The sequence below is a fragment of the Microbacterium sp. NPDC089188 genome (genome assembly GCF_040685155.1).
Classification (GTDB): Bacteria; Actinomycetota; Actinomycetes; order Actinomycetales; family Microbacteriaceae; genus Microbacterium; species Microbacterium galbum.
The window spans coordinates 920,844-946,293 of the sequence record NZ_JBFBHH010000001.1; the positions used below are offsets into that span (position 1 = coordinate 920,844).

A 25,450-nucleotide genomic window follows, 5' to 3' on the forward strand; every position below is an offset into this window, starting at 1 on the left:
TTTTCGAGGGAGAGAACCGTGTTCCAGAGCCCCTATCCGAGCATCGACGTTCCGGATCAGAGCATCTACGACTACCTGTTCGCCTCGCTGGGGGACGACGATCTCGACCGGGTGGCCCTGGTCGACCCGTCCAGCGGGGCGGAGACCACCTACCGCGCCCTGCGCGCGCAGGTCGACGCCTTCGCCGGGGCGCTCGCCGCACGCGGGGTCGACACCGACACGGTCGTGGCGATGCTGTGCCCGAACGTGCCGGCTTTCGCGACGGTGTTCCACGGCATCCTGCGTCTGGGGGCTGCGATCACCACCGTGAACTCCCTCTACACGGCCCGCGAGATCGAGAACCAGCTGCGCGACGCCTCCGCCACCTGGCTCGTCACCGTCTCACCGCTGCTCGCGCAGGCGAAGGCCGCGGCCGACGCAGCGGGCATCGCCGACGATCACGTGATCGTGCTCGACGGTGCGGACGGGCACCCCGATCTGCGCTCGCTGCTCACCGAGGGCCGGACGCCGCCCGAGGTGTCGTTCGACCCTGCCACGCACGTCGCCGTGCTGCCGTACTCGTCGGGCACGACCGGAGTGCCGAAGGGGGTCATGCTGTCGCACCGCAACCTCGTCGCGAACGTGCACCAGTGCCGATCGGTCATCGAGATCTCACCCGACGATCGCGTTCTCGCCGTGCTGCCGTTCTTCCACATCTACGGGATGACGGTGCTGCTGAACCTCGCTCTGCGTCAGCGGGCGACGCTGGTCACCATGCCCCGCTTCGACCTCATGGAGTTCCTCCGGGTCGTGCAGGAGCACCGCTGCACGTTCCTCTTCATCGCGCCGCCCATCGCGGTCGCCCTCGCCAAGCACCCCGCCGTCGACCAGTTCGACCTCTCCAGCGTGCACAGCGTCTTCTCCGGTGCGGCCCCGCTCGACGGCGAGACCGCCGAGACAGCCGGCCGGCGCATCGGTGCCCGGTTCTTCCAGGGCTACGGCATGAGCGAGCTGAGTCCCGTCTCGCACGCCATCCCCGCCGGCTCGGGATTCCCGGTCAGTTCGGTCGGCGTGCTCATCCCGGGGTGCGACGCCAAGCTCGTCGACCCCGAGACCGGCGCGGAGCTCGAGCAGCACGGTGACGACGGGCTGACCGCGCCGGGCGAGATCTGGGTGCGCGGCCCCAACGTCATGCTCGGCTACTTGAACCGGCCCGACGCCACCGCCGAGACGCTCGACGCCGACGGCTTCCTGCACACCGGTGACATCGGCGTCCACCACGTCGACGGCTACTTCACGATCGTCGACCGGTTGAAGGAGCTCATCAAGTACCACGGCTACCAGATCGCCCCCGCCGAGCTCGAGGCGCTGCTGCTGTCGCATCCGAAGATCCAGGATGCCGCCGTCATCGGCGTGCGCGGGGACGACGGTGAGGAGATCCCCAAGGCGTTCGTCGTGGCGGCACCGGATGCCGGCCTGACGGCGGAGGACGTCATGGCGTTCGTCGCCGGCCAGGTCGCGCCCCACAAGAAGGTGCGGCGGGTGGAGTTCATCGACGTGGTGCCCAAGTCGACGTCGGGGAAGATCCTGCGGAAGGACCTGCGCGCGCGCGAAGCGGTGTGAGACGACGAAGGGCGGGGCGTCTAGCGACGGCCCCGCCCTTCGTCGTTCAGGTCACGGCGTGAGCAGGGCGCCGGTCTGCGCGGCGGACTCCTCCGCGCGCTTCTCCTCATCGTCGCGGCCGCGACGCTCGTCTGCGGCTTCCTGCAGCGCCGACTTCGCGCGCAGCGGGGGCGTGCGGAAGAACAGCGACAGCACGAACGCGAGCAGCACCACGCCCATCGCCACCCAGTAGACGCTCGTCGCCGACGAGTTGAAGCCGACCAGGAAGGGCTTGGTCAGACGCGCGTCGGCGCCCACGAGGAAGGAGGTGTCGTCCAGGGTCGAGTCGCCGATCGAGGTGTTCTCACCGCCGTCCGCGAATCGCTCCTCGAGCGTCGTCGCGACGGTGTCGACGAAGGCCGCGCGGTCGGCGGCGTTCGAGAAGTCCAGGCTCACCGATCCGTCGCTGCCCACGCGGGCGACCGGAATCTGCTGCTGGATCTGCGTCGCGGCGGCCGACGTCGCCTGGGTGATCGCCGCTTGCGTGGCCTGCGCCTGCGCGGCGGCCGGGATCTGCCCCGCGGCGACCTGCGCCGCCACGGCCTGAGTCGCGGCATCCTGTGCTTGCTGCACGCCCTGCTGCACCTGCTGGGTCACGGCATCGGTCGTCTGGGTCACGATGGGCGTGTAGATGCCCGACATGATCTTCTCGTTGGCCGGTGCCGAGGCGACCGTGGGGTCGAAGGCGGCGTCGAGGGCGTCGGTGAGGGTGCCGCGGTCGGAGAAGGACCCGATGATGTTCGACGGCATGAGCGTGAACAGCAGCGAGAGCAGGACGGCCGTGCCGAGCGTTCCACCGATCTGGCGGAAGAACGTCGACCCGCTCGTCGCCACGCCCATGTCGCGCAGACCCACGGAGTTCTGGCTGGCGATCGTGAGCGTCTGCATGAGCTGGCCGAGGCCCAGGCCGATCACGAGCATCGCGAGCGCGACGTGCCAGTAGGGGCTGTCGTACTTGAGGAAGGTCAGCAGGAAGAAGCCCACCGACATCAACGCCGTGCCGAGGATCGGGAACATGCGGTAGCGACCGGTGCGCGCGATGATCTGACCGCTCGCGATCGAGGCGATCATGAGGCCCAGGATCATCGGGAGCATCTCGAAGCCGCTCTCGGTCGGCGTCGAGCCGAGCACGAGCTGCAGGTAGAGCGGCAGGGTGAGCATCGCGCCGAACATGCCGAAGCCCACGAGCACGCCGATGATCGTCGCCATCGAGAAGGTGGGGGAGCGGAAGAGCTTCAGCGGGATGAGCGCGTCGTCCTTCATCTTCGTCTCGGCGATGATGAAGGCCAGGATGCCGAGGGCCCCGACCGCGTAGCAGGCGATCGCGATGGGCGAGCCCCAGCCCCACTCGCGCCCCTGTTCGGCCACGAGCAGCAGCGGGACCAGCGCGACGATGACGGTCGTGGCGCCCCACCAGTCGATGCGCACCGAATGGCGCGGCTGCTTGGGGATGTGCAGGAACCGCCACACGATCGCGAGGGCCGCGATGCCGATCGGCACGTTGATGAGGAACACCCAGCGCCAGCCGGTGATGAAGAGGATCTGGTCGGCGCCGGCGAACAGACCGCCGACGAGCGGGCCGATGACGCTGGAGATGCCGAAGACGGCGAGGAAGTAGCCCTGGTACTTCGCGCGCTCGCGCGGGGCGAGGATGTCGCCCATGATCGCCAGCGGCATCGACATCAGGCCACCGGCGCCGAGGCCCTGGATGGCGCGGAAGGCGGCGAGCTCGGCCATCGAGGTCGAGAAGCTCGCGAGCACGGATCCGACGATGAAGATGAGGATCGCGAGCAGGAACAGCGGGCGACGGCCGAAGATGTCGGAGAGCTTGCCGTAGATGGGCGTCGAGATCGTCGAGACGATCAGGTAGGCGGTCGTGACCCAGGCCTGCAGGCTCAGGCCCTGGAGGTCGTCGCCGATCGTGCGGATCGAGGTTCCGACGATCGTCTGGTCGAGGGCGGACAGGAACATTCCGGCCATGAGGCCGAAGATCACGAACATGATCATGCGGTGGGTCATGACCGTGTCGGTGGTGCCGGTGTGCGCGCGCCGGCTGCGGGTGATGTCTGACATCTGTCCTCATCGAGAAGGGGTGGCGGGCGGCTCGATCGGGCGGGGCCGGGCGCCAGGTGTTTGCTAAAAGTCAACAAATAGTAGCGCCGTCCACCGGGGTCGGGGAACCACCTGCGGGTCGGCATCGCCCCGGGCCCGCAGAAATACCCCCGTGGGGGGAGTCGCGCCCCGGACCGGCGTCCGGAGCGCGAGCGGTCCGTGCCCGTGCGCGCGCGGCGGGGTGCGGCGGGCGCCGGCGGCGGGCGCGGGCGGGGCGCGGGCGGCGGGGTGCGGCGGGCGCGGATCGTGGCGGCCTCGCGCGAGAACAGGGAATCGCACCGGGACAGGGCGATGTCGGGGCTGGTCGTCCTGTTCTCGAACCCTCGCCTGTTTTCACACGTGGCGCGTGGGGGAGGCAGACGCCCGGCGCGGCAGGTCAGCGTGCTGCGGTGGCTCGACGACCGAGCGGTCGGAGCCATGCGGGGCGGCATCCCTCGCCGGGGAAAAGCAAAACCCCCGCCATGTAGAAGCTAGGCGAGGGTTTCTGGGACCGTTGTAATGACGGTCCGTGTGGCTCCGACGGGCGTCGATCCCGTGACCTCACGATTTTCAGTCGTGCGCTCTACCAACTGAGCTACAGAGCCGAGCGGCATGTCTGCCGCTTCCTAAACGAAAGGCCTCCTCGAAAGAAGGCCCGTCGCTGTGGAGCGACCCTGACGGGACTTGAACCCGCGACCTCCGCCGTGACAGGGCGGCACGCTAACCAACTGCGCTACAGGGCCATGCATTTTCAATTGTACTTCACCGGAAAGTGACCCCAACGGGATTCGAACCCGTGCTACCGCCGTGAAAGGGCGGCGTCCTAGGCCGCTAAACGATGGGGCCGGATGAGGCGAAAACCTTGCGATTTCCTTCTCGCTTGCCGACGACCGAGCCTACTTCACATCTCGCGAGATTGCCAATTCGGGGCGTGGCGTACGCGGCTCGCGCGTGTCGGGGGCGCAGGATGGGCGCTGCCGACGGGAACTCGCCCTGTTGTGTGTGTGACTCGTGTTGCTACTGTGAGTCGAGTTGCGACCGGTGAGATGAGGTATTCCCGTGACGCTCGAGCGCCCCGTTGAGTCAGACGATTGCGGCTGCGCGCCCACCGCGAGCGAGCGGCGGCGCCTGTGGCCGACGTTCGATCGACGCAGCGCGCTGAAGTTCGGTGCCCTGAGCGCCGCGGCCCTCGGCGCGTTCGGCGCTGCGGCATCCGGGTTCTCCTCTCCCGCCGTCGCCGCCGACTACCCCTCGTGGGCCGACGTCGAGGCGGCGCGGGCGAACGAGTCGGCGAAAGCCGGCGAGATCGCCCGCATCCAGGGCCTCATCCAGGGCCTGCAGTCCGAGGTGGCGCGCACGCAGGCCGAGGTCGTCGCCCGCTCCGACGAGTACTACACGGCGCAGCAGGCCTACCTCGACGCCGATTACCGTGCGCAGCAGATCCAGGCGCAGGCCGACGCCGAAGCGGCCAAGGCCACCGACGCCGCGGCCAAAGCCGGCAAGGTCGCCGCGCAGCTCTATCGCTCCGGCGGCGACGACACCTCGCTCGACCTCTTCTTCTCGGGGTCGGCCGCCAGCGCCGACGACCTGCTGGCCAAGCTCGGCACGATGGACAAGCTCATCGAGCGCAACCGCTCGGTGTACGCGGCGGCCGTGACGGCGCGCGATTCCGCGACGCAGCTGAGCAACCAGGCCAACGACGCCCGCACCGAGCGCGATCGTCTGCAGAAGATCGCCGAGGAGAAGATGGTGGCCGCCCAGCAGGCCGCCCAGGCCGCGCAGGAGGCGCTGGCCGCCCAGCAGGCGAACCAGGTGGTCCTCGAGGCCCAGCTGGCTGCTCTCCAGGACACCACGGCCAAGACCGTCGCCGACTACCAAGCTGGTGTCGAGGCCGAGCGCAAGGCCCGCGAAGAGCGCGAGCGGAAGGCTCGGGAAGAGGCCGAGGCGCGGGACCGCGCCGAGCGCGCGCGTCGCGAGCAGGAAGAGCGCGACCGGCAGAACAACAACAACAACGGCGGTGGCGGCGGCGGTGGAGGCGGCGGCTCCAACAGCGGCGGGGGTGGCGGAGGCGGCGGCCAGGCCACCGGCTCCGGCTGGGCGCGTCCGTCGTCGGCCGGAACCACCTCGGGCTACGGCCCGCGATCGAGCCAGTGCAACGGCAGCTACTGCGCGAGCTCGTGGCACCTCGGTCTCGACTTCGGCGCCGGCTGCTACTCGCCGATCTACGCGGCGTCGGCCGGGCGCGTGACCTACGCCGGGTACAACGGCGGCTACGGCAACTACATCCGCATCCAGCACGACGACGGGTCGGCGACCGGCTACGCGCACATCGTCAACGGCGGCATCTACGTGTCGTACGGCCAGCGCGTCGGCGCGGGGGAGCAGATCGCGGCGACCGGCCAGACCGGCAACTCCTTCGGCTGCCACCTGCACTTCGAGGTCTACCCGCCCTGGGGCGGTACGACCGATCCGGCCCCCTGGCTCCGCGATCGCGGCGTCTGGGTCTGAGCCCGGCACGAGAAAACCCCCGGTCCATCGACCGGGGGTTTCTTCGTGTCACCGAACTCAGAGGGTGTTGGGAGCCTCGCCCGCACCCTGCGTCTTGGTCTGCGCGTCGTGCTCGTCGAAGCGCGTGAAGGCCTCGGCCACGAGACGCTCGGCCTCGGCGGCGTTCGCCCACTCGTCGACCTTGACCCACTTGTTGGGCTCGAGGTCCTTGTAGTGCTCGAAGAAGTGCGAGATCTCCTTCTTGGTCCACTCGTCGATGTCGTCGACGTCCTGGATGTGGTCCCATCGCGGGTCCTTCGCGAGCACGGCGACGACCTTGTCGTCTCCACCGGCCTCGTCGCTCATCTTCAGCACGCCGACGGGACGCACCTTGGCCAGGATGCCGGGGTGCAGGTCGCGGTCGAGCAGCACGAGCACGTCGAGCGGGTCGCCGTCTTCGCCGAGGGTGTTCTCGAAGAAGCCGTAGTTGGCCGGGTAGCCGAACACCGTGTAGAGGATGCGGTCGAGGTAGACGCGGCCGGTGCCGTGGTCGACCTCGTACTTCACGCGGCTGCCGCGGGGGATCTCGATGACGGCGTCGAAAGCGCCCATACTCGTGCTCCTTAGATCTGTGGATTTCCGCGGCCCAGCCTAGCCGGAGCGTCCTTTGTCCCGCCGGTTCCCTGCCCCCCGACACAACGATGGAGATCCGTGCGGCACCCCGCGGACCCGCCCCGGACGTGCTGGAGGCTCTGACGAGGTTTCCCGTGTTGTGTTCGCGGCGGCCCTTCTGCCGGGAGGGATAGCGTGGACGCCATGCACGAACGGCGACCCGGTCTCGACCCTGCCGTCGCCGAGGTGCGCCGCGCCGTGCGCGCAGCCCTCGAGGGTCGCCAGGGTGCCGTGATCGTGGCGCTGTCGGGCGGGGCCGACTCGCTCGCCCTCACGGCGGCGACGGCGTTCGAGGCGGCGCGGCTCGGCATCCGGGTCGAAGCCGTCGTGATCGATCACGGGCTGCAACAGGGATCGGATGCCGTGGCGCATCGTGCGGCCGAGGCGGCGCGCGGGCTCGGCATCGACGCGCGCGTGGTCGCGGTCGAGGTCGGGTCCGCGGACGGACCCGAGGCCGACGCCCGCACCGCCCGGTACGCGGGCCTCACCGGCGCAGCGGCGGAGGTCGGCGCGGACGTGGTGCTGCTCGGGCACACCCTGGACGACCAGGCGGAGACCGTGCTGCTGGGTCTCGCGCGGGGGTCCGGGGCGACGAGCCTGGGCGGCATGCCGGCCGAGCGACGGGATGCCACCGGCCCGACGTGGCTGCGACCGCTGCTGGGCGTGCGCCGGTCGGCGACCGTAGCGGCGTGCGCGGCCGAGGGGCTCGAGCCGTGGGCGGATCCCTACAACCTCGATCCCGCCTACACGCGGGTGCGGGTGCGCGAGCGGGTGCTGCCCGCACTCGAGGACGAGTTGGGACCGGGCGTCGCCGAGGCGCTGGCGCGGACCGCCGAGCAGTTGCGCGAAGACGCGGCGGCCTTCCAGGACATGATCGACGAGACCATCGAGGACATCGTCGAGCACGCCGAGGCGGGGATCTCGATCTCGGTCGCCGCCCTCGCCGCCAACCCCGCGGCGCTGCGCAACCGGATCGTGCGCCACGTCGTCGAGAGCGAGTTCGGCGTGTCGCTGACCCGGTCGCAGACCCTCGAGGTCGCCCGTCTCGCGGTCGATTGGCGCGGGCAGGGACCGATCGACCTGCCCTCGTGCGTCGCCCGCCGGGTGGGTAATCGGATCGAGATCGTCGCGCGCGCGAGCGCTCCTGATCGCCGTCGGCTCAGCTGACGGAACGCTGTCGTGCGAGACGCTTCTCGACCGCCGACATCGTCGTGATCGACACCAGGGCGATCGCCGCCAGCCCGATCGTCAGCAGTGCGAGACCATCGAACAGGAGCCATTGGGCGAAGACACCGCCGAGCAGGTTGCCCAGAAGATATCCGGCGCCGACCACGACCGAGTACGCGCCCATGATGAGTCCGCGGTCGTCGCGGAACTCCGCCGAGATGTCGCTCAGATGGGTCAGTGCGGCGGGGGTGAATCCCGCCTCGAGGAACACCCCGATCATCACCAGCGGCAGCGCGGCCGCCAGGGGCGCCCCGCGGTTGGCGAGCATCAGCCCGACCGAGGCGATCAGCGCACCTGCCGCCGTGACGAAGAGCACCGGGATGGTCGGAAGGCGCCCGATGAAGAAGGCCCACGCGACGATGCACAGGCTGAAGAAGAGCACGTAGACACCGAGGACGATCGACAGTCCCGCCTCGTCGCCGCGGAACGCCCCGGGGAACAGCTGACCGTCCGCCCGCACGTCGCCGGCCAGCACGAAGGTGATCTGCGAGGTCACCCACGTGCCCAGGATCGCGTTCACGGCGATCCACCCCGGGAGGAACGCCAGCAGGCGCGGTTGGACGAGGACGCGCACGCGGTCGCCGAGCGAGGCGCGGGCGGGAGTGATCATGGATGCCGGCCCCGGCCGGAGGAAGACCAGCACCAGCAGGGACGCGACGACGTAGACGGCGGCGAGGACCGCGAACGTCCAGAGCCCGAGCGTGCCGTAGAGAAGGGGCCCCGCGACGGCGCCCAGGGCGATCCCGCCCGACGATGACAGCTCGTACAGGCTCGTGACCCGCCCGCGGCGTCGCGGATCGCCGTCGCTGGAGTCGGCGAGCAGCCCGAGCGTCGTCGGAGCCGCGATCGCCGCGCCCGCGCCGTCGAGCAGGCGCGATGTCCCGACGATCACGACGACCAGGGCGATCGACGGCACGGCCGCGAGCAGCGAGGCTCCGGGCGTGAGCAGGACGCCTGCCGCAGCGAGCAGGGGGGCGGTGACCAGAAAGATCTTCCGCCCGCGTCGATCGCTGGCGGACCCGGCGAGCGGGGCGAGCACGAGCTCGGCCAGGAAGCCGGTTCCCGACAGGATGCCGAGCAGCAACGGCCCCACCGAGGTCCCCTGTCGGGAGAGGTCGACGAAGTAGGACCCGAGCGCGAGAGCACCCGCGGCCGAGGCGATCCGCAGCAGGAGTTGGGCGAGGATGACGGCGCCGGTGCCGCGCGTTCGTGGCGGGGATGACGTGGTGGAGGTCATCGATTCCCTTCCGGAGTGAGCAACGGCGGCCGGAAGGCGACGCTACCGCCCCCGGTGCCCTCCGGGCGGCACGACGGCGATCCGCATCGCCGGGGAACGGCATCCGGAATCGAGCGACGTAGACTTCTCCAATGCGCGCGGCCGACATCTCCGACGACATCAGCGAAGTGCTCCTCACCGAGGAGCAGATCCACGACAAGCTCGCCGAATTGGCGACGCAGGTCGTCGCGGACTACGAGGGCCGCGACGTCGTGCTCGTGGGCGTGCTCAAGGGCGCGGTCATGGTCATGGCCGATTTCGCCCGTCACCTGCCCATGCACGTGTCGATGGACTGGATGGCCGTGTCGTCCTACGGCGCCTCCACCCGCTCGAGCGGCGTCGTGCAGATCCGGAAGGACCTCGACACCGACATCACGGGAAAGCACGTCCTGATCGTCGAGGACATCATCGACTCCGGTCTCACCCTGAGCTGGCTGCTCGAGAACTTCGCCTCGCGCGGGGCGGAGTCGGTCGAGGTGCTCGCGCTGCTGCGCAAGCCCGACGCGATGAAGGTCGAGGTCGACTGCCGGTACGTCGGTTTCGACATTCCCAACGACTTCGTGATCGGTTACGGGCTCGACTACGCGGAGAAGTACCGCAACCTGCGCGACGTCGCGGTGCTCGCGCCGCACGTGTATTCCTGAGGCGTTCGGAGCGGAGTCTCCGTACGCCCTCGACGAACGCACAGGCCCGGCATAGTCCACGGGCGTTAGCCTGATGCGACCGCGTTTCTGCGGAGGATCACGAAAGGGCTGGGCTCGCCCACCATGAATTTCAAGAAGATCACGCGCAACCCGATCGTCTACGTTCTGCTGGTCGGTCTGCTTCTGGTCATCGGTTTCTCCCTCATCTCCAACCTCAGTGGTGCCCGCCAGGTGTCCACCAAGGAGGGTCTGGACCTGCTCAAGGGCGGCACCGTCACTCAGGTCGTCACCAACGATCCCGATCAGCGCGTCGATCTGACGTTGTCGCAGCCCTTCGAGGGCGCGAACGACGTGCAGTTCTATTTCAGCCAGGCCCGCGCGGACGAGGTCGCCAGCGCGATCGACGCCGCGGCCCCCGCCGACGGCTTCAACGACGTCGTGCCCAAGCCCAGCTGGTTCGACGGCCTGATCGGCTTGCTGCTCCCGCTGATCCTCCTCGGCCTGCTGTTCTGGTGGCTGCTGTCCAGCGCTCAGGGCGGCGGCAGCAAGGTCATGCAGTTCGGCAAGTCGCGCGCGAAGCTCGTGACGAAGGAGACGCCCACCGTCACCTTCCAGGACGTCGCGGGCTCCGACGAGGCGATCGAAGAGCTGGACGAGATCAAGGAATTCCTGAAGGACCCCAAGAAGTTCGAGGAGGTCGGTGCGCGCATCCCCAAGGGCGTGCTGCTGTACGGCCCTCCCGGAACCGGTAAGACCCTGCTCGCCCGCGCCGTGGCCGGCGAGGCAGGCGTGCCGTTCTACTCGATCTCCGGCTCGGACTTCGTCGAGATGTTCGTCGGTGTCGGCGCCAGCCGCGTCCGCGACCTGTTCAACCAGGCCAAGGAGAGCTCGCCGGCGATCATCTTCATCGACGAGATCGACGCCGTCGGCCGTCACCGCGGCGCCGGCATGGGCGGCGGTCACGACGAGCGTGAGCAGACGCTGAACCAGATGCTCGTCGAGATGGACGGCTTCGACCCCAAGGTCAACGTCATCGTGATCGCTGCGACCAACCGCCCCGACATCCTCGACCCCGCCCTCCTGCGTCCGGGCCGCTTCGACCGTCAGATCGGCGTCGATGCCCCCGACCTCAAGGGCCGCCAGCGCATCCTCGAGGTGCACGGCCGCGGCAAGCCGCTGTCGGACTCGGTCGACCTCGAAGTCGTCGCGCGCAAGACGCCCGGGTTCACCGGTGCCGACCTCGCCAACGTGCTGAACGAGGCGGCCCTGCTGACCGCGCGCTCGAACGCGCAGCTCATCGACAACCGCGCCCTCGACGAGGCCATCGACCGCGTGATCGCCGGACCGCAGCGTCGCACGCGCGTGATGAAGGACAAGGAGAAGCTCATCACGGCGTACCACGAGGGCGGTCACGCCCTCGCCGCGGCGGCGATGAACCACACGGACCCCGTGACGAAGGTCACCATCCTCCCGCGCGGCAAGGCGCTGGGCTACACGATGGTGCTGCCGCTCGACGACAAGTACTCCGTCACCCGCAACGAGCTGCAGGACCAGCTGACGTACGCCATGGGCGGCCGTGTCGCGGAGGAGATCGTCTTCCACGACCCCACCACCGGCGCCTCGAACGACATCGAGAAGGCCACGAGCATCGCCCGCAAGATGGTCACCGAGTACGGCATGACCAACGAGGTGGGCCCCGTGAAGCTCGGCTCGTCGTCGGGCGAGGTGTTCATGGGCCGCGACATGGGACACGGCCGCGACTTCTCGGAGCGCATCGCCGAGCGGGTCGACGCCCAGGTGCGCGCGCTCATCGAGCAGGCGCACAACGAGGCGTACCAGGTCATCAACGACAACCGCGACGTGCTCGACCGCCTGGCCCTGGCGCTGCTCGAGAAGGAGACGCTCGACCACATCGAGCTCGCCGAGATCTTCACGGACGTCAAGCGCCTCACCCCGCGCCCGCAGTGGCTGTCGTCGGGCGATCGTCCCGTGTCGAACCAGCCGCCGGTCGATGTCCCGCGTCGCCAGGCTCCGGCCGGCATCGCCGCGTCCGCCGAGGCGGAGGCGCAGACGCAGGCCCAGGCGCAGCCCCGTCCGAGCGGACAGACGCGCCCGGCGACCGCCTGAGGCGCCGTGGCCGTCGATCGAGAGCGGGTCGCAGCCCTCGTCCGTGAGCTGCTGGAGGCGATCGGGGAAGATCCCGATCGCCCCGGGCTGCGGCAGACCCCGACCCGGGTCGCCGACAGCTGGGCCGAGTTCTTCTCGGGCGTGAACCAGGATGCCGGCGCCCCGCTAAAGCACACGATCTCGGTGTCACGCGGGCCCGCGCCCGACACGCTCCCCTCGGGAGCGGTGATGCTGCGCGACATCGCGTTCCGCTCGATGTGCGAGCATCACCTGCTGCCCTTCCGCGGCCGCGCCCACGTGGCGTACCTGCCGGGCGAGGAGGTCGTGGGCCTCGGGGCGCTGCCGAAGGTCATCGACATCCTGGCCGCCCGTCCGCAGGTGCAGGAGCGTCTCGGGGAGCAGATCGCCGACGCCATCGCATCCGCCCTCGATGCGCGGGGTGTGCTCGTCGTCCTGGATGCCACCCACGAGTGCGTGACCATGCGCGGCGGACGACAGCTCGACGCTTCGACCGTGACGATCGCCGCGCGCGGTGCGTACGCCGAGCCGGTCGCCCGTGCCGAGCTCGTCGCCCTGATCGGAGCACGCGCGTGACACTCGTGATGGCGATCGTCAACGTCACCCCCGACTCCTTCAGCGACGGCGGGAGGTACCTCGATCCCGACGTGGCGATCGCGCACGCGCGCCGTCTTCGCGCCGAGGGGGCCGACCTGCTCGACATCGGCGGGGAGTCCACACGACCCGGCGCCGAACGGGTCTCGCCCCGGGTCGAGCAGCAGCGCGTCCTGCCCGTCGTCGCCGCCCTGGCCTCCGAGGGGGCGTACGTCAGCATCGACACCATGAACGCCTCGACCGCCGCAGCCGCCGTCGCGGTCGGAGCCCGTCTCGTCAACGACGTCTCAGGAGGTCTCGCCGACCCCGAGATGCTCGACGCCGTGGCGCAGAGCGGTGCGGAGATGGCGATCGGCCACTGGCGCGGGCCGTCGAGCGAGATGTACGCGCGAGCGGAGTACGTCGACGTCGCCGCGGAGGTGACCGCCGAGCTCGACGAGCGCGTCGCGGCCGCGGAGGCCGTCGGGATCCCGTCGTCGCGCATCGTCGTCGACCCCGGTATCGGGTTCGGCAAGCGCGGCGAGCAGAACTGGCGGACTCTGGGTGCGCTGCCCGCGCTCGTCGCCCGCGGCCGACGCGTGCTCGTCGGCACGAGCCGCAAGAGGTTCCTCGCCGACGCGCTCGGCGACGACGCCGACCTCGCGCGCCGCGACCTGGCCACGGCCGTCACGAGCGCCCTCGCCGCCCAGGCCGGCGCCTGGGCCGTGCGCGTTCACGACGTGCCGACCACCCGCGACGCGCTCGCCGTCGCCCGCGCTTGGGAGTCCTGATGGATGCCGTCGACCACATCACCCTGACGGGCGTCCGCGCCTTCGGATACCACGGGGTCTATCCCGACGAGAAGCGCGACGGGCAGGAGTTCATCGTCGACGCGACGGTGGTCCTGCCCCTGGCCCGCGCGGCCGAGACGGACGACGTCGCCGACACGGTGCACTACGGCGAACTCGCCGAGCGGATTGCCGTGATCGTGTCGGGCGAGCCGGTCGACCTCCTCGAGAAGCTCGCCGCGCGCATCGCCGACGAGGTGCTCCGCGATGAGCGGGTCGAGTCCGTGACCATCACCGTGCACAAGCCTGCGGCGCCCATCCCCGTCCCCTTCGCCGACGTGTCGGTGACGATCACGCGCGGGCGCTCGTGAGCGTGCGACTGGCCCACGGCATCGGAGAGGCGCCGCGCATGTCCCCCGTCGCCGCGGTGATCGCCCTGGGCGCCAACCTCGGGGAGCGGGCCGAGACGCTCGCCGCAGCCGTCACGGAGGTGCGGGCGCTGCCCCTCACCACGGACGTCGCGGTGTCGACCCCGATCGAGACGACCGCCGTGACCCTGGACGGCGAGGACGACGACGCCCCCCGCTATCTCAACGCCGTCGCGACGCTGCGCACGCGACTCGCCCCGACGGCGCTGCTCGCCGCCCTGCACCGCATCGAGGCGCGACACGGGCGCGTGCGCCGGGAACGCTGGGGCGACCGCACGCTCGACCTCGATCTCATCGCCTACGGCGGGGAGATCATCGACCGCGACGACCTCGTGGTGCCGCACCCGCGCGCGCACGAGCGCGAGTTCGTGCTGGTGCCGTGGCTCGACGTCGATCCGGACGCCGTGATCCCCGGGCGCGGCCGGGTCGACGCCCTGCTCGCCGAACTGCGGGGAGGGGCGCGATGAGGCGCACGGGTGCCGGCATCCTGCTCATCGGCGCCATCATCGGCGGCGTGGTCGGCTTCGTCCTCGACACGATGCTCACCGCGATGGGGCGCGCGACGTTCACCCCCGCGGCGAGCCTGCCCACGATCCTCGCGCTGGTCGGTGCGGTCATCGTCATCCTGGCGGTGCCGGTGTTCCGTGCGACGCGCGGGCGCAGCGAGCGGCGCATCGATCCTTTCCGCGCCCTGCGTGTCGCGATGCTCGCGAAGGCGTCGTCGCTGGTGGGGGCTGCCGCGTTCGGGTTCGGCGTCGGACTCCTCGCGTTCCTGCTGAGCCGGCCCGCGACCCCCTCGCTAGGCTCGATGGGATCGATCATCGCGACGGTCGTGTGCGCGGTCGTCCTCGTCGTCGCGGGGCTCGTGGCCGAGCAGCTGTGCACCCTCCGGAAGGACGATGATGACGACACCCCCGGGAACACCCCCGCCGGACCCGTCGGCATCTGAGGTGGTGGGCGCCGACGCGTCAGGCGCCGACGCGGTGCGCGCCGATGCGGCGGGTGCCGACGCGGTGCGCGCCGATGGGGCAGGCGCCGACGCGGTGCGCGCCGATGGGGCAGGCGCCGACGCGGTGCGCGCCGATGGGGCAGGCGCCGACGCGGTGGGCGCCGATGGGGTAGGCGCCGATGCGCTCGACGCCCGGACCTTCTCGCGCGTCCTGGAGCCGCGCGCCGCCGGCCGGCTCCCGCTCGGCGAGGGCACGTGGCACCAACTGGCGCGCGCGTACGTGTGGGTGCAGCTCATCTCGCAGGGAGCGGTATTTCTCCTCGTGCTCGCGGTGGCCATCGGCGTCCAGGCCTTCACAGGAGTGCCCTGGCCCTGGATCCCCGCCGGCATCGTTCTCGTCGTGACGGCGATCGGGCTGCTCGTCACGCCGCGGCAGGCGCGCTCCTTCGGGTACCAGCTGCGTCAGGACGATCTCGTCTTCCGCCGCGGCATCCTGTGGCAGCGCGTCGTCGCGGTGCCGTACGGGCGGATGCAGCTCGTCGACATCACGCACGGCCCGCTCGACCGCGGATTCGGTATCGCGCAGCTCAAGCTCGTCACGGCCGCGGCCTCGACGGGTGTGACGATCCCGGGGCTCACGCAGGAGGCGGCCGAGCAGTTGCGCGACACGCTCGTCGCCGTGGCGGAGACGCGACGGACCGGACTGTGAGCGACACCGACGATCGCAACCGCGGCGAGGCGGTCGGGACCGGCGCAGGGGTGACGCCGCCGCCGTCGAGCGACGCGCCGGGGCCTCCCGCGGGGGCGCCCGTCGACGCCGCGGACGCGTCAGCGGGCGACGAGAGCGGCCTCGTGCCGGGTGTGGGCGTGCCGTCCGGCGACGGGGGCGTCATCGCGCCGGGCGCGAGCGGGCGGGAGGGGGCGCGGGCGGTCGTGCGCTCGCCGTACAGCGACGGTGAATGGCACCGACTGCACCCGTTGACGCCGTTGCTGCGCGGCGGCCTGTCCCTGCTCGTCATCGTGGGCCTCATCGTCGCGAATCTCCGCGAGCGGCTGCTGGAGCTGTTCTTCCCCGTCTTCACCGACCTGCCGCCCGGGGCCGTTCCGCCCGACCCGGTCGACTTCCTGCTGGCGAACAACCTCATCCTCATCGCGGCGGGAGCGGCGCTGGTGGTCCTCCTGGTGCTGCTGGGGCTCTTCCGACTGTCGTGGCGCTTCCACACCCTGCGTATCGGCGACGACGACGTCGAGGTGCGCTCGGGTGTGCTCTTCCGCACCCATCGCCGAGCCCCGCTGGACCGCGTGCAGGGCGTGAACCTGACCCGTCCGATGGTCGCGCGCCTTCTCGGGCTGGCGAAGCTCGAGGTCGTGGGGGCGGGCCTGGACGCCAACGTCAAGCTCGAGTACCTCTCGGGCAAGGATGCCGAGGCGGTCCGCGGCGACATCCTGCGGCTGGCGTCGGGCCGGCGTCTCGCCGAGGCGGGTGCCGGGCCGGGCGCGAAGCGCTCCCGCGTCACGGCGGCCGCCGACACCGTCGCCGACGGGCTGCAGGGCATCGTCGACGGTGAGGACTTCTCCGATACCGAGCCGGAGAGCATCGTCCGCATCCCCGTGGGTCGACTCGTCGCCTCGCGTGTGCTGAGTGGCTCCACCCTCGTGCTGATCGCCTTCGTGATCGGCATCGCCGTCGCGGCCTCCGTCTCGACGCTGTGGCTGCTCTTCACGGTCGTGCCGATGTTCCTCGCGTTCGGTGCGTACTACGTGCGCTCGATCGCGCGAGGGCTGCGGTACTCGATCGCGCCGACCTCGGACGGAGTGCGGGTGACGTTCGGACTCTTCACCACGGTGAGCGAGGTGATTCCGCCGGGTCGGGTGCACGCGATCGAGGTCCGTCAACCGCTCATGTGGCGTCCGTTCGGCTGGTGGGCGGTGACGGTGAACCGGCTGTCGGGACGCTCCTCCACCGACTCCAGCGCCGATCAGGTCGCGGCGGTGCTGCCCATCGGCACACGCGCAGACGTCGAGCGGGTGCTGCGGATCCTCGCGCCCGGCTTGTCGAGCGAGGAATGGACACTCGTGTTCCGTGACGGCATCCTGGGTCCGGTGGATGACGACCCCTACGTGACGACTCCGCGCCGCGCGCGGTGGCTGCGGCCGCTGTCGTGGCGCCGCAACGGCGTCCTTCTCACCGCCGACGCGCTGCTGCTGCGCCGGGGCTGGGTGTGGCGCTCGCTGACCGTGCTGCCGCTCGCCCGGCTGCAGTCGATCGGTGTGCGCCAGGGTCCGCTCGCCCGTGCGGCCCGCACCGCGACCCTCACGGGTCACGTCATCACGGGCACGGTGCAGACCCATCTCGCCGCGATCGACCGAGACGACGCGCTGCGCGTGTTCGAAGCCACCGCGCGCGGCGGCGTGGCGGCGGCCGCGGGTGACCGCACGCACCGGTGGGCCGGATGAACGCCGGTCGCGACGGGCGCCTCGGCGTCGGCGTGATCGGTGCCGGGCGGGTCGGACCGGTCATCGCGGCGGCTCTCGCGGGCGCGGGACATCTCCTGACGGGGATCACCTCGGGGTCGGATGACGATCGCGTCGAGGCGATCCTCCCCGGGGTGCCGCAGCTCACGGCCGACGAGGTCGTGCGCCGCAGCGAACTCGTGGTGATCGCGGTGCCGCACGACCAGCTGCCCGGACTGGTCGCGGGACTCGCCGAGCTCGGTGCCTGGCAGCCCGGACAGCTCGTGCTGCACACCGACGCCGCACACGGTGCGCGGGTGCTCGATCCCGCCGCGCAGCGGGGGGCCATCCCTCTCGCCATCCACCCCGCGATCGTCTTCACCGGCGCATCGTCGATCGACCTCCGCCAGCTCGCCCAGGCGTACGCCGCGGTGACGGCGCCGGCGCCCGTGCTGCCGATCGCCCAGGCGCTCGCCGTCGAGCTCGGGTGCGAACCCGTGGTCGTGGCGGAGGCGGATCGGCCGACGTACGCGGAGGCGATCGCGACGGCGACGGAGTTCTCCCGCTCGATCGTGCGTCAATCGTCGGAGCTGCTGAGCCGCGTCGGGGTCGACAATCCCGGCGGGTACCTGTCGGCCCTGGTGCGCTCGAGCGTCGACCAGGCGCTCGTCGAGGGCAGTGGCGCGGGCCGCCTCGACGGCGACGCTACGATCGACGGATGATCGCCACCCTCGAGGATCTGCGCGCCCGACTCGACGAGATCCGAGGGACCGACCGCGCCGCACAGGGACCGCGTATCGCCCTCGTGTCGACGCTCGGAGCCCTGCACGAGGGCCACGTCGACCTCATCACGCGCGCTCGGGAGCGGGCCGACGTGGTCGTGGTCTCGACCTTCGTCAACCCGCTGCGGTTCCGCACGGCGGACGACACCGCGGCCTACCCCCGCTCTCCCGAGGCCGATGCGCGCGTGCTCGACGACCTCGCGGTCGACGTGGTGTTCGCGCCGAGCGCGGCGGAACTGCTGCCGGCCGGCACGGCCACCACGCGGGTGTCGGCGGGTGACATCGGACTCCGTTACGAAGGGCGGGTGCGCCCCTTCTACTTCGACGGAGTGCTGACCGTCGAGGCGAAGCTCTTCCACCTGGTCGCTCCCGATGTCGCCGTCTACGGGGAGCGCGACCTGCAGCGCGTCTTCCTCGTGCGGCGGATGGTGCGCGACCTGGACTTCCGCGTCGGGATCGACACGGTTCCCACGGTGCGCACCGACGACGGCCTGCCGGTGTCGAGCCGGATCGCCCTGTTGGACGAGGCGGATCGCCGCGCGGTCGCCAAGCTCCCGCGTGCTCTGGAGGCCGCGGCCTCGAACGCCGACATGGGCGTCGACGCGTGCATCGCGGCGGCCCAGTCGGCGCTCATGGGCGAACAGCGCATCTCCCTGGAGTACTTGAGCGTCGTCGACCCGGCGACCTTCCTGCCGGTCGATGAGGGCCACCGCGGCCGCGCGTTCGCGCTCATCGCCGCGACCGTCGGGGGCCATCGATTCATCGACAACGCGGAGATCTCGCTGCGCTGACGCGCCGCAGGCCCGACGCCACCGGCGCGGGAGCGCCGTGCGGGCGTGGGCTCGCCGAGGTCGACGGCCTCCGACCGGTGACGGCCGGGGGTCGCGGTGCCCCGAGGGGCCCGGGCCGGGCGAATACACTGGGGAGGACCCCGAGGAGCTTCCACGATGACCGACGCGCCCGCGAACGACGCCGCCGAACCCACCGAAGACGAGGTCTTCGAGCAGAAGGCGGTGCGCCTCGCCAAGCGCGAGCGACTGCTCGCCGAGCGCGACGACGCCGCGGGCGGCGCCTACCCGGTGTCGGTGCCGGTCACCACCACCATCACCGCGGTGCGCGCCCGCTTCGGAGAGCTCGAAGCCGGCGCGGAGACCGGCGAGACCGTCGGCGTCGCGGGCCGCGTGGTGTTCAGCCGCAACACCGGGAAGCTGTGCTTCGCCTCGCTGCAGGCCGGGGACGGCAGCCGCATCCAGGCGATGGTCTCGCAGGGCGCGGTCGGCGAGGAGTCGCTGCAGGCGTGGAAGGAGCTCGTCGATCTCGGTGATCACGTGTTCGTGTCGGGCGAGGTCATCTCGAGCCGCCGCGGCGAACTGTCGATCATGGTCGCCGAGTGGCGCATCGCGGCCAAGGCCGTGCTGCCGCTGCCCAACCTGCACACCGAGCTCAGCGAGGAGAGCCGCGTGCGCAGCCGCTTCCTCGACCTGATCGTGCGCGACCGCGCTCGCGAGACCGTGCTCGCCCGCGCGAAGGTCAATGCGAGCCTGCGCCGCACCTTCACCGAGCGGGACTTCGTCGAGGTCGAGACCCCGATGCTGCAGGTGCAGCACGGTGGTGCATCGGCGCGACCGTTCACGACGCACTCGAACGCCTTCGACACCGAACTCTTCCTGCGCATCGCGCCGGAGCTCTACCTCAAGCGCGCCGTCGTCGGCGGCATCGACCGCGTGTACGAGATCAACCGCAACTTCCGCAACGAGGGGTCCGACTCGACGCACAGCCCCGAGTTCGCGATGCTCGAGGCCTACCAGGCCTATTCCGACTACAACGGCATCGCCGATCTCACCCAGACCCTCATTCAGGATGCCGCGATCGCGGTCGCCGGTTCGACCACCGTCACGTGGGCCGACGGCACCGAGTACGACCTCGGCGGCGAGTGGGATCGCATCTCGATGTACGACTCGCTGTCGGCGGCATCCGGTCATGAGGTGACGCCCGAGACGTCGCTCGACGAGCTGCGCGCTCTCGGCGAGAAGTCCGGTGTCGACGCGCCGCCGCACGAGACGCACGGCAAGTGGGTCGAGGAGCTGTGGGAGCACTTCGTGAAGGGCGGCCTGACGCGCCCCACCTTCGTGATGGACTTCCCCGTCGACACGAGCCCTCTCGTCCGCGAGCACCGGTCCATCGCGGGCGTCGTGGAGAAGTGGGACCTGTACGTGCGCGGGTTCGAGCTCGCCACCGGGTATTCCGAGCTGGTCGATCCGGTGATCCAGCGCCAGCGTTTCGTCGAGCAGGCGAAGCTCGCCGCGCGCGGCGACGCCGAGGCGATGCCGATCGACGAGGAGTTCCTCCGGGCCCTCGAGCACGGCATGCCGCCCACGGGTGGCATGGGCATGGGCATCGACCGTCTGCTGATGGCCATCACCGGGCTCGGGATCCGCGAGACGATCCTCTTTCCGCTGGTGAAGTAGGCCTCTCGAAGACCCATTCCGGGAGGCGGCCCGCGTCGAGCAGGCTCAGCATGATGGTGCTCAGACCATGCTGCGAGTCGATGCGGAGCGCCTCTTCGGCGTAGGTCGCCGCGTGCGACGAGCGCCCCTGGGCCCACGCCAGCCACGAGCAGGCCGACAGGGGCCCGGGTCGGCGATCGAGCGGAACGGCCGCGGCGACTCGCCGAGAGGTCTCCAGCGCGGTGCGCAGGCGCTCGGGATCGGGCCGCTCGCCCTCTCCCCACATCGGGCGCGCGAGGTCTTCCGGGAAGGGCGTGCCCGCGCTGAACGCGGTCTGCGCGCGCAGCACCGCATCGCCGGTGGCGACGTCGGCGGCCCACTGCATGAGGGCGACGTCGCGCAGCGAGGGCCGCTCGAGGCAGAACGCCAGGGCTGCGATCACCGGCGACCGCATGCCCCCCGTCGCGGTGACCGCCCTCTCGAACAGGGCGGGCGGATCGGTCAGCAGCGACACGACCTCGTCGGCCTGCGCGCGGCGCGCGAGCGGCAGGCGACGGCGGTCCCTCGGCCGACCGAGGGCGTCGTCGACGTCGCCGAGCAGTCGTGCCACCCATTCCACGGCCTCGGCGTCGACCGCGGGCAGCGCTGCGGCGGAGAACTGATCGGTGCGGGGGAGACCGTCGGGCACCCGAGCCGCTGCGTCGGAGATCTCGGACAGCAGGCCCGGAGCCGCACCCGCGGGGTCGAGATAGCAGGCCCAGGCGTCGGGACCGACGACGAGGGCGTCGAGCACCCGCAGGCCGCAGATGCCCGCGCGCGAGACGACCTCGTCGATCAGCGCACGTTCCGGGAGCCCGGAGTCGCCGGCCACCGCCTCGTCGGTGTACACGACGGGGACGATGGCATCGGTGGAGGCGACCTTGCATGCCATGCCGATGACGGTCGACGCGATGCTCTCGGCTTCGGCGGGCCCGCCGCGGGGGAGATCGACGCGCATGGCCCCGAGCGATCGACCGTCGGCGAACGGGACGACGACGAGGCTGCGCCGCGGTGTGCACTCCAGCACGTGCGGCACGAGGGCGAGGAAAGAGGCGGACGAGGCGGTGCGGACGACGGTGGGGATCATGAGCACGAGGGTGCCGGGGGACGGGATCCCGGCGCGGCGTCGGAAAGCTCGATCGTGGATAACCCGGCGCCCCCGGCGCGTGGGGAGGAGTGGTGCGCGGGTATCCTGGACCGTATGGATGACACCTGGGTCGCGATGCTGTGGGCGATCCTGCCCACGATCGTCGTCTCGGTCGTGTTCTTCTTCATCCTCCGCAACGTGATCCGCATGGACCGCACCGAGCGCAAGGTCTATTCGCGCATCGAGGCCGAGGAACGCGCGAAGCGCGGACTTCCGCCGGTCGCCTCCCCCGGCGACGGCTCCGCGAACTGACGTACGCGCGACGGGTGTCGGGGCCCGTCGCTACGCTGGGTGGACAACCCCGCCCAGGAGGACACGTGATCAACGCCACGTTCGACGCGAGCTGGCTCGTCATCACGCTGTTCGTCGTCGATCTCGTGGTGCGCATCGCCGCGATCATCATCGTCCCGCGCAACCGCCGTCCCACCGCCGCGATGGCCTGGCTTCTGGCGATCTACTTCATTCCCTTCCTCGGGGTGTTCCTCTTCCTGCTCATCGGCAACCCGCGCCTGCCCCGCACGCGCCGCCGCAAGCAGGCCGCCATCAACGAGTACATCCACGACACCAGCGCGTCGCTGGAGTTCGGCACCCTGCGCCCCAACGCCCCCGACTGGTTCCGCGCCCTGGTTCGCCTCAACCGCAACCTCGGGGCGATGCCGATCGCCGGAGACAACGCCGCCACGCTCATCGCCGATTACCAGCAGAGCCTGGATGCCATGGCCGAGGCCATCCGCCGCGCCACGCGGTACGTGCACGTCGAGTTCTACATCCTGCAGACCGACGACTCGACCGACAACTTCTTCCGGGCGCTCGAGGAGGCGGCCGAGCGCGGCGTCGTCGTCCGCGTGCTGCTCGACCACTGGGCAAATCGTGGCAAGCCCTTCTACAAGCAGACCCTCCGGCGCCTCGAGGCGATGGGCGCGCACTGGCACCTCATGCTGCCGGTGCAGCCGCTGCGCGGGCGCTACCAGCGGCCCGACCTGCGCAACCACCGCAAGCTCCTCGTCATCGACGGCGACGTCGCCTACATGGGCTCGCAGAACGTCACCGATTCGTCGTACAACTTGCGCAAGAACATCCGTCGCGGCCTGCACTGGGTCGACCTCATGGTGCGCGTCGAGGGTCCGGTCGTGGCCAGCATCAACGCCGTCTTCCTCTCGGACTGGTACAGCGAGACCGACGAGACGCTGACCGACGAGATCGACCTGTTCTCGGTGAGCTCGGGCCCCGGAGACCTCGACTGCCAGATCGTGCCCTCGGGTCCCGGCTTCGATTTCCAGAACAACCTCAAGCTCTTCCTCGGGCTGCTCTTCGCCGCACGCGAGCGCATCATCATCGTCAGCCCCTACTTCGTTCCCGACGAGGCCCTCCTGCTCGCGATCACGACGGCGTGCCAGCGCGGCGTCCACGTCGAACTCTTCGTCTCCGAAGAGGGCGACCAGGCGATGGTCTACCACGCCCAGCGCAGCTACTACGAGGCGCTCCTGCGCGCGGGAGTGGTCATCTGGATGTACCGCAAGCCGTTCATCCTGCACAGCAAGAGCGTCACGATCGACGACGAGGTCGCGGTCATCGGCTCGAGCAACATGGACATGCGTTCCTTCGGTCTGAACCTCGAGGTGTCGATGCTGGTGCGGGGCGAGGAGTTCGTCCGCGACATGCGCGCCGTCGAGCACACCTACCGCAGCCTCAGCCGCCAGCTCACCATCGAGGAGTGGAAGCGTCAGCCCCTCCGCTCCACGATCCTCGACAATTTGGCGCGGCTCACTTCCGCGCTGCAGTGATCCCCCGGCGTCAGCGCGTGGCGGTTCTCGCCGCCGGCATCCAGGAATCTCCGCCATCATGGGGCGGAACTCGCCCCGGAGGTTCGCATGTCCCGTGATCGCCTGTCCCGTCACCGTCTGACTCTCGTCGCCGCACTCGGCGCCGGCCTGCTGGCCGTCGGTGCTCTCACCGGCTGCGCCACCGGCGCGTCGTCGTCGCCGGAGGCGGCCCCTTCGACCGCGACGTCGAGTCCGGATTCCGGGGCGTCGGCGTCGCCCGCGGAACTCGGCGCCGCCTGGCTCGACGCGGGTCGCGCGATCGCCGTCGTCACCCGCGGGAGCTCGACGTGCGTGCCCGTGGTCAGCGGCGAGCCGAGCGCGTCCGCAGACACCCTCACCGTCACCCTCGAGGAGTCGGCGCGTACGGACTGCACGCGTGACATGGCTCCGCGGGCCACGCTGGTGGGCGTGCCCGCGGGCGTCGATCCGACTCGACCGCTCGAGGTGACCGTGCAGGGCGCGGCCGAAGGCCGCACGACCCTCGCGGCGCTGACCACCGCCCCGTCCGACGCGGGGCAGTTCGCGCCGAGCGCCGGGTGGGTCGACGCCCGCACGATCGCCCTCGTGACCTACGGCAGTTCGGGCTGCCCGCCCACGGTGGAGTCGGTCACCACGACCGGAACGGAGATCGCGGTGCAGTTCGCCGCCCCGCCCGCCGATCAGGTGTGCACGATGGATCTCGCCCCCCGCATCACCCTTGCCGACGTCGGAGACGGGGCGCCCGCCGGAGCGGCGTCAGTGGTTCTGTCGGGCGACGGCGTCGACGCGACGGACCCCATCCCGGTGCTCGGCTCGCGCTGAGCGCCGTCTGAGGGGCCTCATGGGGCGACGACCAGCAGGTCGCCCACCTCGCACTCGAGCACGCGGCAGATGGCCGACAGCGTCGAGTAGCGGATCGCCCGCGCCCGATCGTTCTTCAACACCGAGAGGTTGACGACCGAGACGCCCACGAGCTCGCTGAGGCGGGTCAGCGTCATCCCGCGTGCTTCCAGCAGCTCATCGAGACGGCAGTGGATGCCGGTGGGCCCCTCGTCGGCGACCGCCGGGCTCATACGAGCCCCTCCGTGTCGCGACGCAGGCGGTCGCCGACCGCGAAGACGGTGCTGGAGAGTCCCGCGACGAAGCCGATCACGATGAGGATCGGGAGATCGATCTGCTGGGTCAGTCCGCGGTCGTAGGTGCGATCCGACAGCCAGGCGAGGGCACCGTTCGCGACCATGTTCTGGAAGAACGGCACCGCGAAGGCCGCGATGAGCGAGACCATGCCGACCGCGACCACCAGTCGGGTGTGCCGGCGGCTGAAGATCTCTCCGCGGAGGATGCCGATGCACAGGATCAGGAGCAGAGTCACCACCGTCACGACGGCAGCGGCGAAGGTCCCCTCCGCCAGGAACAGCGCCCAGAGCGAGGCGAGGGGGAGCGAGGGGGCCGTGACGACCGCGCCGGTCAGCTCGACGGGCACCGACGCTCCGTCGGGGCCGATCGGTGCCTGGGCGATGGCGTCGAGGAAGTCGACGGGGACACGCACGTCACGGTTGCCGGCTGCCGCGACGATCGTTCCCACGGAGCGGATCACCGCCCAGAGGGCGATGGCGACGCCGGCGACGATGAAGAGCAGGAAGCTGCCGGTGTCGCCGCGGGAGAGGGTGCGCGAGGTGGATCGGGGGGATGCCATGGTCGCTCCTTAACGATATTCGTTGTTATCGATCGTCGATAAGGTATCGATGATCGATGGGTTTCGCAATGCCGGGTGTCACGGCGGTATGCCCACGGCGAACACGCGTCTCTGGCATCCGGGCGCTGGTTACTCTCGATGTACGGCGCGCGGAGGCGTGCC

At 70.6% G+C, this 25,450-nt stretch carries 24 protein-coding genes and 3 tRNA genes; 18 read left to right on the forward strand and 9 right to left on the reverse strand.

The window, feature by feature from the left end; all coding sequences use genetic code 11:
• The first annotated feature begins 18 nt into the window (after positions 1-18).
• The gene (locus tag AB0N80_RS04220) at positions 19-1,602 is read left to right on the forward strand and encodes an AMP-binding protein (RefSeq protein WP_315993769.1); all 1,584 of its coding nucleotides are present in this window, start codon (positions 19-21) and stop codon (positions 1,600-1,602) included.
• A gap of 51 nt (positions 1,603-1,653) precedes the next feature.
• Here the strand turns inward: AB0N80_RS04220 and AB0N80_RS04225 are convergent, their stop codons facing one another.
• The 4 genes from AB0N80_RS04225 to AB0N80_RS04240 form a co-directional block, all read right to left on the reverse strand.
• Positions 1,654-3,714 (reverse strand): MDR family MFS transporter, encoded by a 2,061-nt coding sequence (locus AB0N80_RS04225; RefSeq protein ID WP_363577734.1) that lies wholly within the window; start codon positions 3,712-3,714, stop codon positions 1,654-1,656.
• Positions 3,715-4,264: 550 nt separating this feature from the next.
• Positions 4,265-4,337: transfer RNA gene (locus AB0N80_RS04230), tRNA-Phe, on the reverse strand.
• 64 nt (positions 4,338-4,401) lie between these two features.
• Positions 4,402-4,475 (reverse strand) — tRNA-Asp (locus AB0N80_RS04235).
• A gap of 30 nt (positions 4,476-4,505) precedes the next feature.
• Positions 4,506-4,578 (reverse strand) — tRNA-Glu (locus tag AB0N80_RS04240).
• Between the two features lie 213 nt (positions 4,579-4,791).
• Between AB0N80_RS04240 and AB0N80_RS04245 the strand changes: the two genes are divergently transcribed.
• Positions 4,792-6,240 (forward strand): M23 family metallopeptidase, encoded by a 1,449-nt coding sequence (locus tag AB0N80_RS04245; RefSeq protein WP_363577736.1) that lies wholly within the window; start codon positions 4,792-4,794, stop codon positions 6,238-6,240.
• 57 nt (positions 6,241-6,297) lie between these two features.
• On the opposite strand, the gene AB0N80_RS04250 is transcribed toward AB0N80_RS04245, so the two are convergent.
• A complete protein-coding gene (locus AB0N80_RS04250; protein WP_136586076.1) occupies positions 6,298-6,831 on the reverse strand; it encodes an inorganic diphosphatase in 534 nt (177 codons plus the stop codon).
• 204 nt (positions 6,832-7,035) lie between these two features.
• On the opposite strand from AB0N80_RS04250, the gene tilS reads away from it, so the two are divergent.
• Positions 7,036-8,058, forward strand: a complete 1,023-nt coding sequence (tilS, locus tag AB0N80_RS04255; RefSeq protein ID WP_363577738.1) for a tRNA lysidine(34) synthetase TilS — start codon at positions 7,036-7,038, stop codon at positions 8,056-8,058.
• Here tilS and AB0N80_RS04260 read toward each other — a convergent pair.
• Positions 8,051-9,355, reverse strand: coding sequence for an MFS transporter (locus AB0N80_RS04260; RefSeq protein WP_363577740.1), 1,305 nt, complete (start codon positions 9,353-9,355; stop codon positions 8,051-8,053). The genes tilS and AB0N80_RS04260 overlap by 8 nt on opposite strands.
• Positions 9,356-9,486: 131 nt before the next feature.
• Here AB0N80_RS04260 and hpt point away from each other — a divergent pair, with 131 nt between their 5' ends.
• From hpt to lysS, 12 genes are all read left to right on the forward strand, one after another.
• Entirely contained in the window at positions 9,487-10,038 is a 552-nt protein-coding gene (gene hpt, locus AB0N80_RS04265; protein WP_315993764.1) for a hypoxanthine phosphoribosyltransferase, read from the forward strand.
• Positions 10,039-10,161: 123 nt separating this feature from the next.
• Positions 10,162-12,165, forward strand: a complete 2,004-nt coding sequence (ftsH, locus tag AB0N80_RS04270; RefSeq protein WP_315993763.1) for an ATP-dependent zinc metalloprotease FtsH — start codon at positions 10,162-10,164, stop codon at positions 12,163-12,165.
• A gap of 6 nt (positions 12,166-12,171) precedes the next feature.
• The gene (gene folE, locus AB0N80_RS04275; protein ID WP_363387412.1) at positions 12,172-12,759 is read left to right on the forward strand and encodes a GTP cyclohydrolase I; all 588 of its coding nucleotides are present in this window, start codon (positions 12,172-12,174) and stop codon (positions 12,757-12,759) included.
• On the forward strand, positions 12,756-13,547 hold the full coding sequence (gene folP / locus AB0N80_RS04280; protein WP_315993761.1) for a dihydropteroate synthase: 792 nt from the start codon (positions 12,756-12,758) through the stop codon (positions 13,545-13,547). Before folE ends, folP begins: the two co-directional genes overlap by 4 nt.
• Complete coding sequence (gene folB, locus AB0N80_RS04285; protein WP_363577742.1) at positions 13,547-13,915, forward strand: dihydroneopterin aldolase; 369 nt, start codon at positions 13,547-13,549, stop codon at positions 13,913-13,915. The genes folP and folB overlap by 1 nt, the downstream gene beginning before the upstream one ends.
• Before the next feature lie 38 nt (positions 13,916-13,953).
• The gene (gene folK / locus AB0N80_RS04290; protein ID WP_363577744.1) at positions 13,954-14,439 is read left to right on the forward strand and encodes a 2-amino-4-hydroxy-6-hydroxymethyldihydropteridine diphosphokinase; all 486 of its coding nucleotides are present in this window, start codon (positions 13,954-13,956) and stop codon (positions 14,437-14,439) included.
• The gene (locus AB0N80_RS04295) at positions 14,436-14,921 is read left to right on the forward strand and encodes a DUF3180 domain-containing protein (RefSeq protein WP_363577746.1); all 486 of its coding nucleotides are present in this window, start codon (positions 14,436-14,438) and stop codon (positions 14,919-14,921) included. Before folK ends, AB0N80_RS04295 begins: the two co-directional genes overlap by 4 nt.
• A gap of 154 nt (positions 14,922-15,075) precedes the next feature.
• Positions 15,076-15,630, forward strand: a complete 555-nt coding sequence (locus AB0N80_RS04300) for a PH domain-containing protein (RefSeq protein ID WP_363578180.1) — start codon at positions 15,076-15,078, stop codon at positions 15,628-15,630.
• A complete protein-coding gene (locus tag AB0N80_RS04305) occupies positions 15,627-17,378 on the forward strand; it encodes a PH domain-containing protein (protein ID WP_363577748.1) in 1,752 nt (583 codons plus the stop codon). Before AB0N80_RS04300 ends, AB0N80_RS04305 begins: the two co-directional genes overlap by 4 nt.
• Positions 17,375-18,097, forward strand: a complete 723-nt coding sequence (locus tag AB0N80_RS04310) for a DUF2520 domain-containing protein (protein WP_363577750.1) — start codon at positions 17,375-17,377, stop codon at positions 18,095-18,097. Before AB0N80_RS04305 ends, AB0N80_RS04310 begins: the two co-directional genes overlap by 4 nt.
• A complete protein-coding gene (gene panC, locus AB0N80_RS04315) occupies positions 18,094-18,948 on the forward strand; it encodes a pantoate--beta-alanine ligase (RefSeq protein WP_363577752.1) in 855 nt (284 codons plus the stop codon). The genes AB0N80_RS04310 and panC overlap by 4 nt, the downstream gene beginning before the upstream one ends.
• A gap of 156 nt (positions 18,949-19,104) precedes the next feature.
• On the forward strand, positions 19,105-20,625 hold the full coding sequence (lysS, locus tag AB0N80_RS04320) for a lysine--tRNA ligase (protein ID WP_363387392.1): 1,521 nt from the start codon (positions 19,105-19,107) through the stop codon (positions 20,623-20,625).
• Here lysS and AB0N80_RS04325 read toward each other — a convergent pair.
• Positions 20,576-21,730, reverse strand: a complete 1,155-nt coding sequence (locus tag AB0N80_RS04325; RefSeq protein WP_363577755.1) for a DUF4192 family protein — start codon at positions 21,728-21,730, stop codon at positions 20,576-20,578. The two genes, lysS and AB0N80_RS04325, sit on opposite strands and share 50 nt — an antisense overlap.
• A 114-nt stretch (positions 21,731-21,844) precedes the next feature.
• On the opposite strand from AB0N80_RS04325, the gene AB0N80_RS04330 reads away from it, so the two are divergent.
• The 3 genes from AB0N80_RS04330 (at position 21,845) to AB0N80_RS04340 (ending at position 24,414) form a co-directional block, all read left to right on the forward strand.
• Positions 21,845-22,042, forward strand: a complete 198-nt coding sequence (locus AB0N80_RS04330) for a hypothetical protein (protein WP_315993752.1) — start codon at positions 21,845-21,847, stop codon at positions 22,040-22,042.
• Positions 22,043-22,107: 65 nt separating this feature from the next.
• Positions 22,108-23,574, forward strand: a complete 1,467-nt coding sequence (cls, locus tag AB0N80_RS04335; RefSeq protein WP_315993751.1) for a cardiolipin synthase — start codon at positions 22,108-22,110, stop codon at positions 23,572-23,574.
• A gap of 87 nt (positions 23,575-23,661) precedes the next feature.
• Positions 23,662-24,414, forward strand: a complete 753-nt coding sequence (locus tag AB0N80_RS04340) for a hypothetical protein (protein WP_363387385.1) — start codon at positions 23,662-23,664, stop codon at positions 24,412-24,414.
• Positions 24,415-24,431: 17 nt separating this feature from the next.
• On the opposite strand, the gene AB0N80_RS04345 is transcribed toward AB0N80_RS04340, so the two are convergent.
• Together AB0N80_RS04345 and AB0N80_RS04350 are read right to left on the reverse strand one after the other, a co-directional pair.
• Positions 24,432-24,665: a helix-turn-helix domain-containing protein gene (locus AB0N80_RS04345; protein ID WP_315993749.1), complete on the reverse strand. Its 234-nt coding sequence runs from the start codon at positions 24,663-24,665 to the stop codon at positions 24,432-24,434.
• Positions 24,662-25,288: a hypothetical protein gene (locus tag AB0N80_RS04350; protein ID WP_363577757.1), complete on the reverse strand. Its 627-nt coding sequence runs from the start codon at positions 25,286-25,288 to the stop codon at positions 24,662-24,664. Before AB0N80_RS04350 ends, AB0N80_RS04345 begins: the two co-directional genes overlap by 4 nt.
• Positions 25,289-25,450: the final 162 nt, after the last annotated feature.